The organism is Paenibacillus allorhizoplanae (genome assembly GCF_927798215.1).
Classification (GTDB): Bacteria; Bacillota; Bacilli; order Paenibacillales; family NBRC-103111; genus Paenibacillus_E; species Paenibacillus_E allorhizoplanae.
The window spans coordinates 49,921-63,529 of record NZ_CAKMMW010000010.1 but is presented as its reverse complement, the minus strand read 5'-3'; the positions used below and the strand labels follow the sequence as shown (position 1 = coordinate 63,529).

General features: G+C 49.8%; 11 protein-coding genes. All 11 read right to left on the bottom strand.

Annotated elements, in window-relative coordinates; genetic code table 11:
• Positions 1-11 precede the first annotated feature (11 nt).
• The 11 genes from L6I86_RS17725 to L6I86_RS17675 all read right to left on the bottom strand — a co-directional run bounded on the left by L6I86_RS17725 (position 12) and on the right by L6I86_RS17675 (position 13,334).
• Positions 12-752, bottom strand: coding sequence for a LutC/YkgG family protein (locus L6I86_RS17725; RefSeq protein ID WP_236289166.1), 741 nt, complete (start codon positions 750-752; stop codon positions 12-14).
• The gene (locus L6I86_RS17720; protein WP_236289164.1) at positions 745-2,259 is read right to left on the bottom strand and encodes a LutB/LldF family L-lactate oxidation iron-sulfur protein; all 1,515 of its coding nucleotides are present in this window, start codon (positions 2,257-2,259) and stop codon (positions 745-747) included. Before L6I86_RS17720 ends, L6I86_RS17725 begins: the two co-directional genes overlap by 8 nt.
• Positions 2,256-2,984: a (Fe-S)-binding protein gene (locus L6I86_RS17715; protein WP_236289162.1), complete on the bottom strand. Its 729-nt coding sequence runs from the start codon at positions 2,982-2,984 to the stop codon at positions 2,256-2,258. Before L6I86_RS17715 ends, L6I86_RS17720 begins: the two co-directional genes overlap by 4 nt.
• A 200-nt stretch (positions 2,985-3,184) precedes the next feature.
• Entirely contained in the window at positions 3,185-4,564 is a 1,380-nt protein-coding gene (locus L6I86_RS17710) for a sensor histidine kinase (protein ID WP_236289160.1), read from the bottom strand.
• A complete protein-coding gene (locus tag L6I86_RS17705; protein WP_236289158.1) occupies positions 4,537-5,241 on the bottom strand; it encodes a response regulator transcription factor in 705 nt (234 codons plus the stop codon). Before L6I86_RS17705 ends, L6I86_RS17710 begins: the two co-directional genes overlap by 28 nt.
• 88 nt (positions 5,242-5,329) lie before the next feature.
• Positions 5,330-7,480 (bottom strand): hypothetical protein, encoded by a 2,151-nt coding sequence (locus L6I86_RS17700; protein ID WP_236289156.1) that lies wholly within the window; start codon positions 7,478-7,480, stop codon positions 5,330-5,332.
• Between the two features lie 37 nt (positions 7,481-7,517).
• A complete protein-coding gene (locus L6I86_RS17695; protein WP_236289154.1) occupies positions 7,518-8,960 on the bottom strand; it encodes an ABC transporter substrate-binding protein in 1,443 nt (480 codons plus the stop codon).
• Positions 8,941-10,362 carry an ABC transporter permease gene (locus L6I86_RS17690; RefSeq protein ID WP_236289152.1) on the bottom strand — a complete coding sequence of 474 codons (1,422 nt, stop codon included), beginning with the start codon at positions 10,360-10,362 and terminating at the stop codon, positions 8,941-8,943. The genes L6I86_RS17695 and L6I86_RS17690 overlap by 20 nt, the downstream gene beginning before the upstream one ends.
• 18 nt (positions 10,363-10,380) lie before the next feature.
• Positions 10,381-11,508, bottom strand: a complete 1,128-nt coding sequence (locus tag L6I86_RS17685; protein ID WP_236289150.1) for an efflux RND transporter periplasmic adaptor subunit — start codon at positions 11,506-11,508, stop codon at positions 10,381-10,383.
• Between the two features lie 33 nt (positions 11,509-11,541).
• A complete protein-coding gene (locus L6I86_RS17680; protein WP_236289148.1) occupies positions 11,542-12,435 on the bottom strand; it encodes a carbohydrate ABC transporter permease in 894 nt (297 codons plus the stop codon).
• Positions 12,436-12,467: 32 nt separating this feature from the next.
• Positions 12,468-13,334, bottom strand: coding sequence for a carbohydrate ABC transporter permease (locus L6I86_RS17675; RefSeq protein WP_236289146.1), 867 nt, complete (start codon positions 13,332-13,334; stop codon positions 12,468-12,470).
• Positions 13,335-13,609 lie beyond the last annotated feature (275 nt).

Genomic DNA, 13,609 nt, shown 5'->3' with positions numbered 1-13,609 from the left:
GAATACCTCTTCTATCCGATAAGTAGCACGTGCACAATCCCTGGACCGTGAACACCGATTGTCAAATCGTTCTCAATATCCGCCGAGCGGCTTGGACCCGAGATGAAGTGAATGCCGGCAGGCAGATCCTTCCTTGCTATCTGATCAAGTGGGGCGAGAATCTCGCCTAGTCTTGTTTTCAATCGTTCAATCGGCAACAGGACGATTAATGCTGTAGGGAGCAAGCTCACCGATCGGCCCTTTTCTTTCGATGATAACACAGTTAGCGAGCCTGTGTAAGCCGCTGCATGATCGGCTAGGACAATCCCCAGATCAGCATTCGCTGCGCTAGCCTTCCAGTTCGTATCCTCATCGGTGTTCCAGATCGCGAGGTCTACGTCCGGAAGAGCTTCTTCTAGTTCCAACGCATGTAATTCCGCTTGATCCTGATGGATAACTCGTTTAACACTTAACATGCCCACGAGTCCTTGGATGGTTGCCTTCGCCGCCTCCATCGAAGGTACTCGGACAACGTGCCCGCCTGCTGCATGGAAGTTCGCCGTGAAGTTCTCGATGCGTTCTTCTGAAGACCAGTTGAACGCTTTCCAGCTATCCGAAGCCCCTTGGAAAGGATGGGCTGGCTTCTCGATCACACGAGCGCGCCCTAACTTCTGGGCGATGCCCTGGATGAAACGCTCCTGCTGGGCCAGCGATTGCTGGTCTAGCTTCGTTAATTTCTCCTGCCACTCTGGCGTTATGTCGCGTTTAGCCATGATGATGTCCTCCCTTTTCGCCTCGTGCAGCCAGTGCTTCTGCTAACCTTGCTTGAATCGCAGGATCAGCCTCTGTAAGCCCATGGCGAATTTCTTGCTCGAGTGTTTTCCAGCCATCTCGGAAAGATGCCTTCGGCAAACTTGGCGTCACGCGGTAGGAGTTCCACCCTTTGAGCGGTCCTACCTTCAGGCGGATGCCGCCGTCACGAACGACGAGCTTTTGACCGATTCTGCCCAGCTTGAGCACGGCGTTCATACGCTTCGAGTTCCCCATCAACGCAGCAAATCCTTTCATTCCCGCGGCCTCGATCTTATCACCGTGGCCGCTTTCGACCTTACGGCGGCGCAGCGACACGAGCATGTCGTGCAGCGGGATCTTTACTGGGCATGCCTCATAGCAGGCGCCGCACAGACTTGAAGCGTTGGCGATGTCGTCCCATTCCGCCACGTTTTTCTTGAGCGCCGGCGTGAGCACCGCGCCGATCGGGCCGCTGTACGTGCCGCCGTAGGCATGGCCGCCGATGTGGCGGTACACCGGGCAGGCGTTCAGACAAGCACCGCAGCGTATGCAGTTGAGCAGCTCTTGGAACTCGGGATCGCCGAGTTGCTGCGAACGCCCGTTGTCGACGATGATGATGTGCATCTCTTCCGGCCCATCCGCATCTGCGTCTCGTCTCGGACCTGTGATGCCGGACATGTACACAGTGAGCTTTTGCCCTGTTGCTGAACGCGGGAGCAAGGTCGCCATGACCTCAAGATCCGCCCACGTCGGGATAATACGCTCCATCCCCATGAGCGTGATTTGTGTCTTAGGCACCGTTGTGACCATGCGGGCGTTGCCTTCATTTTCGAACAAGACCATCGATCCGCTCTCCGCAATGGCAAAATTGCAGCCCGTCATCCCAATATCCGCTTCAAGGAATTTCTCTCTTAATTTCTTGCGAACGTAGCCAGCCAGAATCGTCGTGTCGGGAGCCAGCGTCTCCCCAGCATCTTTGGATAGCAGTTCGGCGATTTGATATCTATTTTTATGAATCGCTGGAATAATGATATGGGACGGTGTTTCGTCCGCCAACTGAATGATGTACTCGCCTAGATCCGTCTCAATCGCTTCAACCCCAATGGAGGCCAGCGCCTTGTTCAAATGCAGCTCCTCGGTCACCATCGATTTGGATTTGACGACAGTTTTGGCTTGTTTGGCAGCCGCGATTTCCAAGGAAATTTGAACAGCCTCGACATCCGTATCGGCAAAATGCACATGAACCCCATTCGCTCTGGCATTATTCGCAAACGTCGTTAAGTAATAATCCAAATGTGCAATCGTATGCAAACGAATCTGTCTGCCGCGTTCGCGCCAATCGTCCCAATTGCCGTGATCTGCTGCTGCTTTCATTTTACCGCCGCGAAGCCGCTCTGTCGTGAACTTGACCGCTTTGCGCAGAAACTCGTCATTCAGCGCGAGATCTGCCCGCTCCTTAACTGTTGACTTACTCGTCGTGTGACTCATGCTCGCTTCACCCCTTCATATAGCAGCTCAGCCAGATGCATCACCCTCACCGGCTCATTCCGATAGCGCAAATTGCCCGCAATATTCATCAAACAAGCCAAATCCAGACCGACCAGCACCTCAGCCTCGGTTTCCTTCACATGATCGACCTTTTCCTGCACCATCGCACCAGAGATATCGGCCATTTTCACCGCAAAGGTTCCACCGAATCCACAGCAATCTTCAGCAAAGGGAAGCGGCACAAGCTCCAAATCTTTGACGCTTTGGAGGAGTGCGAGAGGCTCTGACTTCACGCCGAGCAGCCTGCTTCCGTGACAGGACGGATGATACGTAACTTTATGTGGGAACACAGCACCCAAATCTTCGATGTTTAGAACATTGACGAGGAACTGTGTAAATTCATACGTTTTGTTCTGAAGCTGCGTGGCTTTCTCCAACCATTCCGGTTCATCCTTAAATAAATTAGGATAGTGATGAATCATATATGTGCATGAGCCCGATGGCGAAATCACAAAGTCACTACCATCAAATGCGGTAAGAATCGTCTTCGCTGTTGCTCGCGCCTCATCCCAGTAACCGCTGTTATAGGCAGGCTGGCCGCAGCACGTTTGCACCGTCGGCAATTCTAACAGGACGCCATAATGCCCGAGTAGACGTGCAATTGCCTCGCCAACTTTCGGATATAGTGCATCACTTAAACACGTAATAAATAAGGAAACCTTCATAAGGAGAAGCCCCACTTTCTTTCGTTAACTTATCAGGTTGTCAGACAAGTTGAGTGTATCATAAACCCCCTTGTCTTGAGAAGGGGGTTATTGCGGATAATCCGATCATTATCCAAGTTTGCGCTCAAAAATAATTTCATAGGCCATGGGTTTCCCATGACCGTTATAATTGGTTGGCAGTGCCTGCACCAATCACCATACTACCCCCGCCGCTGCAGCACCGGGAAACGAAGCATCATCTTCGTTCCCTGCCCCAGCACACTAGACGGGGTGATTTCACCGCCGTGCGTGGTCACGATCCACTTCGCGATCGCGAGGCCGAGTCCCGTGCCCCCCGTGCTGCGCGTCCGTGACTTGTCGCCATGATAGAAGCGGTCGAAGATATACGGCAGATCCTCTGCCGATATCCCAGCTCCCGTGTCTTCTACCACCAACTCAATGTCGTTGCCCTTCTTCCAAGCAACGACACGAATCGTTCCGTCAGCAGGTGTAAACTTCATGCTGTTGTCGAGCAGAATCACCAGCAGCTGATGGATCCGTTCGGCATCCCCCAGCAATTCAATCCCGCACTCGACATCCAATTCCAGATTCTGCTCCTTCAGCTCTGCTAACGGCTCGAATTTCTGCACGACTTCGTGGATAACCTCTGACAGCTGCAACGGCTTCAGCATGAGTTCCTCTTGATTGGAATCCGCTCTCGCCAGCGTCAAAAGCTGTTCCGTCAGCCTGCCCATACGCTTCGACTCCTCCAAAACCACCGACAACGGCTCACTCATGTGCAGAATCGAGCGTTCCGGATGACGGAAAGCGAGCTCGACATTCGCTCGAATGATTGATAACGGCATCCGCAGCTCATGGGAAGCATCGGCAACGAACTGCTGTTGCTTGTCCCAGGACTGCTTAATCGGACGCAGCGCTTGATTGGCCAGATACATCCCTGCCAATACCGTTACAGCACCACCTACCACGATTCCTATCAAAATAAGTTCGAACAATTGCTTCAACATATTTTGCTCCGAGTCGATGAGGCTTATGGCTTGAATAGATACGATCTTGGTCGTAGCATCGGTAAAAATCGTTGAGGGAGTGATGGCATCTAGTCCCTTCGCCTGGGAAATATCGGTCAACACTTTCAGATTCATCAGTTTCGGCTGCTCGTATTGAACAGCATATACACGATATGAATGATTAGCTATGTTAACCGTTTGAGGCATGGAGAGGGATCGATAAGGCTTGAAGGCATTCACCTCTTTGTGCATCCCTGCCCCGGTTAATATGGGATAGGAGTTCCCTTGATCATCCCACATGACCAAAAACACACGAGGATCAATCCCTTGAACCTGAATTAATGTCTTCTTCATCGTTCCATCTGCAGGATCATCCGGATTAGGCGTCAACATTTGAGATTTGGTATAGAAAAACTGTGTATCCTGCTGGGCTCTCTGCTGTAACGATTCATCGACCTTGGCATATAATTGATGTCGCAATTCGGTATAGACGATCACACCCAGACAGACGATGATGACGAAGAAAACAACCGCGTTCAACACTGTCAGACGAATTCGGGTCTTTTTGAACATACTGCATTCTCCTTTAAAATGTACCCGACATTCCGAATCGTATGGATCATGTGATCGTAATCGAAAGGCTTCAATTTTTTGCGCAAATAGAAGACGTAGACATCTACAACATTCGACCCTACGTCCGAATCCAGTCCCCAGACCCGTAGGCAAATTTGCTCACGCGTCAGAATTTGCCCGCGATTGCGCAGCAAATATTCGAGCAGCTCGAATTCCTTCAGTGTCAGCTCCACCGGTTGCCCAGCAATCGCAACTTCCTTCGTTCTACCTATCAGCACAAGCTGGTTGTAGGATAGGCGATCTTCGACCTCGATCCCTCCGCGCCTTCTCAGCAGCGCCCGTACCCTTGCGAGCAATTCCGGTACCCCAAAAGGCTTCGTCATATAATCATCGGCGCCGGAATCCAGCCCTTTTACCATATCCTCAACGCTATCTCTGGCCGTGAGAAACAAGATCGGCGTCAGAACTTGCTTAGTTCGCAAACTATGCACAATCTTGACGCCATCCATCCCAGGCAGCATCCGATCAAGCACGACCAAATCATAGATGCCTTGCTCCGCCAAATAGCAGCCCTCTTCGCCGCAAGCTGTCGCATCCACTTGGTAGCCTTCTTCCTCCAGCAACGTTCGTATCGTTTGCAGCAAAGGCAGCTCGTCTTCCACAACGAGTATTCTCATCAACTTTCCTCCCAAGTGTTACCCGCAACCTCACACATGGCTTCAGTATAAAGGGATTAGATGAATGCTAGCTTAAAATTAGCTTAGGCTAGTCTGTATAAATGAACCACTCTAGTTCTTTGGTTGCTAGTAATTTTTTCTGTCCATTTTGGAATTGGTGGTAGACATTTAATTGATACGACTTCATATCACGAATTTTATAAATGGTATCTTTGTTCGTGTACGTGATCGTGGCATCGTGGAAGCCCACTTGCAGGGATTTGATCGGATCGGTCCCATCCAGCTCATACGTTTGGCTCACGATAATCTCCTTCCCGCTCTCACTCAATTCATCTCTCAGCTCAACAATCAACGAATGGTCCTTCATGCTCGTTTCCACTAGGGTATCTCTTTTTAGATCATAGTCGAAATCAAGCATGACGGTTCCTTGTGCAAAATTAATCTGTGTACCGATATGACTTAATGTCAGTGAATACGGGTACACATCCAGCTCAGCGAAGCCATTTTTCGGCTCTTCGATTTCGTCTGGTAACTGGAAGGACGCAGCATTTACGTAGCCCTGCTCCTCTTGAGCGGCACTTTTGTCCGATCCCGTGCCTTGGAACGTTGCCGAATCCCCCAGAATAAGTTGCAAATCTGCCGTTTTATACCCCTTCGGGATCGTACCATAGATATAGATAAGCGCCTTACCACCCGGAATGATCTTATTGTTGATCGCCGTCATATGCGCAGGGAACACTGTGCCGTCTTCCGCCTTAAATTGGGCAACCTGCTTCCGCAGATCAGTGAACCGCTTCTCCAAATTTTCAACACGCAACTGAACCGTGAATAAATCAGCACCTTCACCTTCGAACGTTTGAGTGGAGCGAACAGAATAAGCAGCACTTTGACCAATATCTGTCAGTGTTCTCGTCCCATCAGTAGGAATCATGTTCATCCCCATCAGCTCTTTATTATGATGAAACGTGAGCAAATCACTCACTTGGTTATCCGCAGCCTTCTCTTGCAAAACAAGATTCAAGTCCTTGAAATCACTCGTGTACGGTATTTTCCCCGCTAACTGTAGATTGACTTCTTTGCCTGGCTGAAGGCTAATCACACGGTCTGTCCGAATTAAACTCGCCTCGACAGTAACCGCATCATCCAATTCAAAGTAACCTTGCAGATCTGGAATGGGCAGCGCCTGATTCCCTTTATTCATTAACGTGATGTTCGCCGCCAAAATGTCTTGATCTTCCCACGGCAATCGCTGTAAGGATGTCAACCGTGCGGTATAGGTGCCTGACTTATTGGAGAATTCATAGTCATTACCCAGTGAAACCTCAACTTCCACAGCTTCGGGCATTTCGAAAAAGGCGACCGGCAGCTTCAAGCTGCTTTTGCCGTCACTTGTGGTCGTAGTTTCCGTGATGACAAGCTGCCAACCCTCCGCACCCGCTTCCCTAGGAATCGACCCGCTAAGCAGCCCTTCCTTTTCAACTAGAGGTTGCAGCTCCATGCCTTTACCCACTTTCGTCGCTTGCAGCGGATACATGTGCCCCTGGGCCGTGCGAATGAAATAGCTCAGATCTGGCAGCTTGATAGTGCCTGTACCCTTATTTTCCATCTGAAAATAAATCGACGGTAAATAGTAATCCTCATTTCGACTAATGGACGTACGATTAATGTTCATTTGAAATGGCGTACCGTCAACTTGAACCGAACGATTCGCTCCCACTGGAGTCACCACACTGTAGTCCGTAGAAGGAGACATCTGACCCACCACTCGCTCAAAGCCAGACACCGAGAAATCCAACTGAACGAGCTTAATAACGAGGTCCTGAAGCTTGGTTGTTGCGTTCACTTTGGCATAAAAGCTATACGTTTCACTAGTACCTGGTGCGATCCGGTTCGTATCACCGCTCTGCGCTAACTGGTTGGCTGTAAAGGTACTTCCAGCCTTGGACTGCAGGCGCACCCAATAATTCTTGAAAGACAGCTCGCTCACACCACTGTTATGAACATGTACCGTGAAGGTAACCATCCCGTCCTGATCGCCAGGCAGCAGCAGGAGATCCGTAACTTCCATGTAGCTGTCCCCGCCGATGGGAGCCTTCCCTAGCGAAGTTGATCCTACGACTTGCTCCTCGGCAGTAGACGAAGCAACCCCAGTACCGGCCAAAGCCGAAACGGGGGAAACTACGCTGCTTAGGAGGAGGAACAGAAGCAAATACATGATTTGATGATGACGAATCGTCATGATGACAACTTCCTCCTTAGATGATCTTCACTTCATGTTACTCTTGCAAATAGGTGCTAACCTTGTTTTGAATCACCTTCGCAACTTCCTCTGCCGACTTCTGACCTTGGAAGAATGGGGCTGTTTCTTCTACGACAATGTTCGTAATTTTCGGATCGCTTTCCCCATTTACGCTAATATTGTTCAGCACCTTCTCTATAGCGGCAGCTTCTTGCTCTGTAGGAGGCGTAACAGCCATCGCTTTGCCATTGATGTTAAGCTTCATGCTTTTGCCAGCGCCACCTTCACCGGCTGTACCCAACGATTTCAACAAGTCGATTTGCGCTTTAGCTCCGTTCTTGTTGACTGCAATCCCGCTCAGCTCTCTAGACGATTGCATCTCATCGGACAGCAAATACTTCACGAATTCCCAAGCTTCCTTCTTGTTGGCTGACTTGCTATTGATTGCGAGTGGCAACGAGGAAGTGAACTGCGTTCCCTTGGCTTCGCTCTCAGAAGGCAGGTTATAGTAAGCTCCCTTGCCATCAAAATTCATCTTCGGCATCATATACATATCCATGTACATCAGCACGTTCCCTTTAGGTTGGAACACAACATTGTCAGGGTCCGAGTTGTCCGCAAGAATCAATTTATCGTCATACAAGGATTTTGCCAACTTTAGCATGTTAATAAAATCGGGTGAATCGAACTTCGCTTTCTTTGCGCCAACATCGGCGAATTTAGAGAAGCTGCTGTTCAGCATGGAGGTAATCAACTGGTCAGGCTCAATTTTACCGAGCGGATACGTGTCCGGCTTGCCGTCATTATTTTTATCCGAGACCAACGCGCTTGCCTTTTTCTTAAAATCGGACCAAGTCCATTTGCCGTCATCGACCTGTTGACCACTCAATAGGGCTTGATTACCAATCCACATATTTAATCCCACTTTAATAGGGACCGTGTATAAGGAACCGTTATATTTCATAGCATCGAAAATACCTGCGTAATAGCTGTCCTTTTTGAAAGAAGCATCTTTACTCATCAGGTCACTAATGTTCTCTAGCAGCTTCTTGTCCGCATATTTCTGAAAAGGAAGTCCACTCGTTACGATCACATCCGATGCTTTGCCGCTCATAAGCTCTGCGCCGACCGAACTAGCGTATTTCTCGATGTTTTTCGGATCTGGCTTCTTCACCATTACCATCTGCTGCTGTTGTCCTTGTCCTTGCCCCTGTCCAGTCGCCGTTTGGGGTGCAGCCTCATACTCCTTGATGTTGATTTTGGTATCTGGATGCAGAGCCTCGTACTTCTGTTTGGCTAGCTCGAGAAAGCGATCGGATGTCATGACCGATAAAGTAACGGTTTTATTCCCTGTAGCAGGTGTTGTCGTGCTTCCCGTGTCACCTGTCGTAGTCGTCGTATTGGACGAACAGGCTGTAAGAGATAAGAGAGAAACGAGCGAGCAAGCAACAACCGATTGTTTAACTGTGAGTTTGCGCATAAGAAAATTCCACTCCTTCTGATGGGTTAAAATGAATCATAGCAATGGTGCATAGCGCACCTACTACCGCATAATCCAGCGGCTCGATCTGGTAAGACAACCCCGCCCACTGGGCAATGGCGAAAATAATAACAGCTGCAGACGGCACATAGATGAACACACGTTGCAGTTGGACATACACGGGTACTCGTTCCAGTACCCATAACCGGGCACCAAGCATAAACAGTGGCAAGCCGAACAACATGCCAGCGATAAACAACCTGCCTGTAAGATGGTTAGCGGCATCCGTCAAAAGCTCCTGCGGCGATGGGACATATCCCATCTGTGCCGCTTCTTGCTGCCAAAGGCCTCTCAGCTTTTCCATATAAAATGAAACATCAATAATTTGTTCTGGCACCCATTCCAACGGAATGTAGAGGTGAAACCGGATGCCGTTCCAGAGGGCAATGATGCAAGCGGCCATGCCGAGTATAGCGAGCGTAATTAACAGCAATGCTTTTCGCTCGTGAATCAACACATCGGTCCAATTATCTCTAGTCAATCTGCTTCTTAGAAGCGTTTGCATAACGGATAATTGCCGCACCATCAACCTCACGAGCAAGAAGATCACGATCATCCCACAGACAAACAATTGAATGAATCGCCACTGTGTCATGCGCGTATAAGCAAGCTCGTGGTTGACGATGTTGAATTGTGTAGGATTGTGACCGATTGCTCTGAGCGCTTCCCTCACTTGGCTTTCTCCGCCGTCAACCGCGCTAGACTTCCTTGCCATTTGAATCGTCTCAATGACTGCATTCGGTTGCACATCGAACAAGGTCGTGACAGGAATCAACACATTCGGGCTGCCATCGTCGGACATCTGCCGAAGCAGAGAGCCTTCATCGTCAAACACTCCGATGACGGTAAAATTCACGCCGAAGAGCTCAATCGTTTTACCTACGACTAGATTGGCGCGGAATAGCTGCTGAGCAACTGTAGCACTTACTAAGGCTACTCGGCTGTGTTCTTCCACCGAGTTTGGCCCGAACGAAGCACCTGCCTTCAGCTTCATCTCGTTAAAATCCGTGTAGGCGCCGTTCACACCGAACACATCGGTATTCAGCTTCGCAGCGCCATATACCGCGCGAGTTTGTTCTTTCGCTGTGTAGGCGATAGGCAGCGGCGCCCACTTTTTCGTCAGCAGCTCCGCATCTTTCAAGAACAAGCCTGCACGGCCTGCGGAGCCAACTGGGCTTGCTCGCGCAGCGGATGGATCCACATTCACCGTTAGCTGTTGCACGCCGTGAGCACCATTTGCCTGCTCCCAGTCGTTGACGACGGAAACGATTAATCCACTGCTAGCCAGCAACAACAGCACACCAGCAAATACCATCCATGCGGCCAATCGGGAACGCTGCATATCCTGCTCTCCTCTCATTTATGGATCTGCGCGGACACGGTCGCCATCAGCAATTGACTTCGAGCTCGACACGATCACTTTATCGAGCGGCGTAATGCCATTCTCGATGGATGTTTTCGTATCATCCGCATCTCCGATCTGGACATTCGCCCGCTGCGCTATGTACTCTGTGCCAAGCGGACCCTTCTTCTCCTTCAAGAGCAGCACATAAGTTCCTTGATCATCCTCCCGCACAGCATCGTTAGGCAGGAGTGAGCGGAATGCGGCCGTTTTTTTGACAATATCGAATTCGCCCGTTTCCCCGCCCTTCAAACGATCATCCTTCAGCGTGAATGTCAGTTCCTTTCCCTTTTCACCAGACTGACCGTTAGCGCTCACCGCATCCCGAATATCTGTGATCTGCGCTGGAATTCTGGCATTGTTTAATGTGGCAAAAATGAGCTCTGTCTTATCTCCCACAGCTACATAAGGTGCCTTAGCATCGTCAATGGTTGACTTCATCTGCTGACCCTTGGACAAATCGGCGATGCTCACCGCAGCTTTCCCGCTCTGAACCGGCGCCCCCTTAACGGCATTAACTGCCGTCACAATGCCACTGACAGGTGCAGTCAATCGAGAGGATTCGGCAAGCTGACGCTGTTGATTCGCGATTTGCCGCTCTAGGATTTGCATGTCCAGCTGTGTGCTTTCGATATCACGAGCCGTGCTGCGCATAAGTTTCTCATCACTGCTGCGGAAAGTTTCCTGGTAGTTTTCCTGAAGCTTTTCCAAGCTCAACTGCTTCTGGGCATATCGCGCCTGATTGTCTTTCAACGAATCCTCAGTCTCTCTTGTTTTAAAAACCACAAGCTCTTGGCCAGCCTTCACCTTATCCCCGACCTTCACTGCAACTTCGCTGGCTACCCAGTTAGTCTCCACATAGACATCTGCAGTTTCCGCCGACTCGACAGTCCCCGAACCCGTCACCTCGTGTGACAACGTGCCTGCCGCAGACTTCTCCACCGTTACCTCAGCCAGCGATATGCCCAGCAAAGTATTGGAGAAAAATGTTAATGCCGCCATAGCGATAATAAAAGCAAAGATGGCCTTTCGGATTCCTTTCTTCTTGGCGCGTTCGCCGTCGGCGGCGGCCATTAATGCATCCATACAACGTTCCTCCTATGTATAATCCATTCGTCCTTATCCCTTAATACCCGAGAGCTGGATGCCCTCGACCAAATACTTCTCTGCATACAGCGCAACCAAGAGTGGCGGCAGCATATACACCACCGAAGCAGCGAAGGCAATGCCTCGCTCCTCGTCGCCAATGACGGCTAGGTACACAGATAATGGCTGTTTGATCGCATCATTTAAGAAAATCAGCGGCTGCTCCACCATATTCCAGTTATCTATAAAGACGAGGATCGAAAGTGCCGCTACGCCGGTCCCGCACATTGGCAGCACAATTCTGGTCCATATGTAGAAATGACTCGCCCCATCTACACGCGCTGCTTCGATATAGCTGGCAGGCACGACCATCATGAATTGCCGCAACAGGAACACGCCAAAGGCGCTGAAGATGCCGGGATAGATTATCGCCCCATACGAACCCAACAGTCCAAGCTTTTCCGCGACAATAAAGTTTGGCACCAGCGTGACCTGAAAGGGCATCAGCATCGTGACAATGTACAGGAAGAAGAGCGGCTCGCGAAAGCGAAAACGCAAATGGGCGAAAGCATACGCAGCCAACGATGCCACAAGCAGTTGACCTGCAATGATTGGCACGGTCATTTTCACCGAGTTCCAGAACATGAAGAGGAACTGCGGCCTGCCAACCAATACGGCGTAGAATTGGGATAAGGTGACACGATCAGGTATCCATTTCATGGTGATGAATTGACCATCATCCATATCTCCCGAAAGGGCAGCGTAGTTACTTGAAATTTCTGTTTCCGCCATGAAGGAGTTCGCAATGGTCAGCGCCATCGGGAACAGAAATCCCGCCATCAGCGCGGTGAGCACGGTAATGAGCACGATTCGTGCAGACTTCCGCCCTATGCGAATGGTAAGCGGCTTTAAGCGAATTTCTTGCATGCAGGGTCTCCTTTCTAAGCGCCAATCCTCCGCTACCCGATTGATTTGCTGATGCGCCTCTCCACCACAAATAGCGTTAAGACGAGTAGTACAATCACCACTGCCATTAGAAATGCAGCAGAAGTGAGTTTCTGATAATCCAGTGATTTGAACATGTTGTTCATATAATGCTGAAGCATATAAATGTTTTCATCCGGGTAATTTCCGGCAATTAAGTAGGTTTCTCGGAACATTTTGAAAGAGTTAATCATCGACATGATGAAAACGAAGAAAGCCGTTGGCGTCAAATACACCAAAGTAATCGATCGCCATTGCCGGAATTTTCCGGCTCCATCCATCGATGCTGCCTCGTAATAATCGTTTGGAATATTCTGAAGTCCCGCTAAGAAGAGGATCATATTGTAGCCGATGTTTTTCCACAGATAGACAATAATAAGCACGTACAAGGAGGCCTCACTTTCCATCCAGTCATGCGGACGGATCCCCCAGCCCGCGAGCCATGCATTGATCGTCCCGTGAAGGTCGAACAGGGCATTCCATACCAGCACCACCGAGGCCACCGGCACAACAAGCGGGCTCAAGAACGAGATCCGGAACGTTTGGCGCATCGGCAGCTTCCTATTGAGCAGCATAGCCAAGCCTAGTGCAATCAACATGTTAAGCGGTACACAGATCGCCATAAACAAACTTGTATTCACGGCTGCCCGCCGAAAAATGGGATTCCCCAGCAGCTCGCGATAGTTCTCTATCCCCACGAATGAGCCATCCACAGGGCTGTCCATGAGCGAATAATAAAACCCCATCCCAAAGGGTATTAAGAAAAACACTGCAAATCCGGCCAGACTCGGCCAAAGAAATAGAAGTGCTGTAAGACCCTCGTTGCCCCGTAACCATCTCATACAATAAACGACTCCTTCGTCCCTACAGGACGATTGCGTTTATCCAAAAATATAGCCGGTTTATACTGTGAAACGACTAATTGTTTATATTTGCACAAATGCGTTCCTCCTTCCCTCAGATCACATTCTCTCATCTGAAAATTAGAAATGGATTAGAAGGTGATGCAGATGGAATTTAAAGAATCACACACGACAAAAAGCCCAAGACAGATGTCTTGGACGTGATCCCAATTACTTCAATATATTTAACCCCATTAACCATTCCAGCAGCTCTA

Coding starts and splice junctions, on each gene's coding strand:
- L6I86_RS17725 (WP_236289166.1), bottom strand. CDS start 752: ATGGCTAAACGCGACATAACGCCAGAGTGGCAGGAGAAATTAACGAAG.
- L6I86_RS17720 (WP_236289164.1), bottom strand. CDS start 2,259: ATGAGTCACACGACGAGTAAGTCAACAGTTAAGGAGCGGGCAGATCTC.
- L6I86_RS17715 (WP_236289162.1), bottom strand. CDS start 2,984: ATGAAGGTTTCCTTATTTATTACGTGTTTAAGTGATGCACTATATCCG.
- L6I86_RS17710 (WP_236289160.1), bottom strand. CDS start 4,564: ATGTTCAAAAAGACCCGAATTCGTCTGACAGTGTTGAACGCGGTTGTT.
- L6I86_RS17705 (WP_236289158.1), bottom strand. CDS start 5,241: ATGAGAATACTCGTTGTGGAAGACGAGCTGCCTTTGCTGCAAACGATA.
- L6I86_RS17700 (WP_236289156.1), bottom strand. CDS start 7,480: ATGACGATTCGTCATCATCAAATCATGTATTTGCTTCTGTTCCTCCTC.
- L6I86_RS17695 (WP_236289154.1), bottom strand. CDS start 8,960: ATGCGCAAACTCACAGTTAAACAATCGGTTGTTGCTTGCTCGCTCGTT.
- L6I86_RS17690 (WP_236289152.1), bottom strand. CDS start 10,362: ATGCAGCGTTCCCGATTGGCCGCATGGATGGTATTTGCTGGTGTGCTG.
- L6I86_RS17685 (WP_236289150.1), bottom strand. CDS start 11,508: ATGGATGCATTAATGGCCGCCGCCGACGGCGAACGCGCCAAGAAGAAA.
- L6I86_RS17680 (WP_236289148.1), bottom strand. CDS start 12,435: ATGCAAGAAATTCGCTTAAAGCCGCTTACCATTCGCATAGGGCGGAAG.
- L6I86_RS17675 (WP_236289146.1), bottom strand. CDS start 13,334: ATGAGATGGTTACGGGGCAACGAGGGTCTTACAGCACTTCTATTTCTT.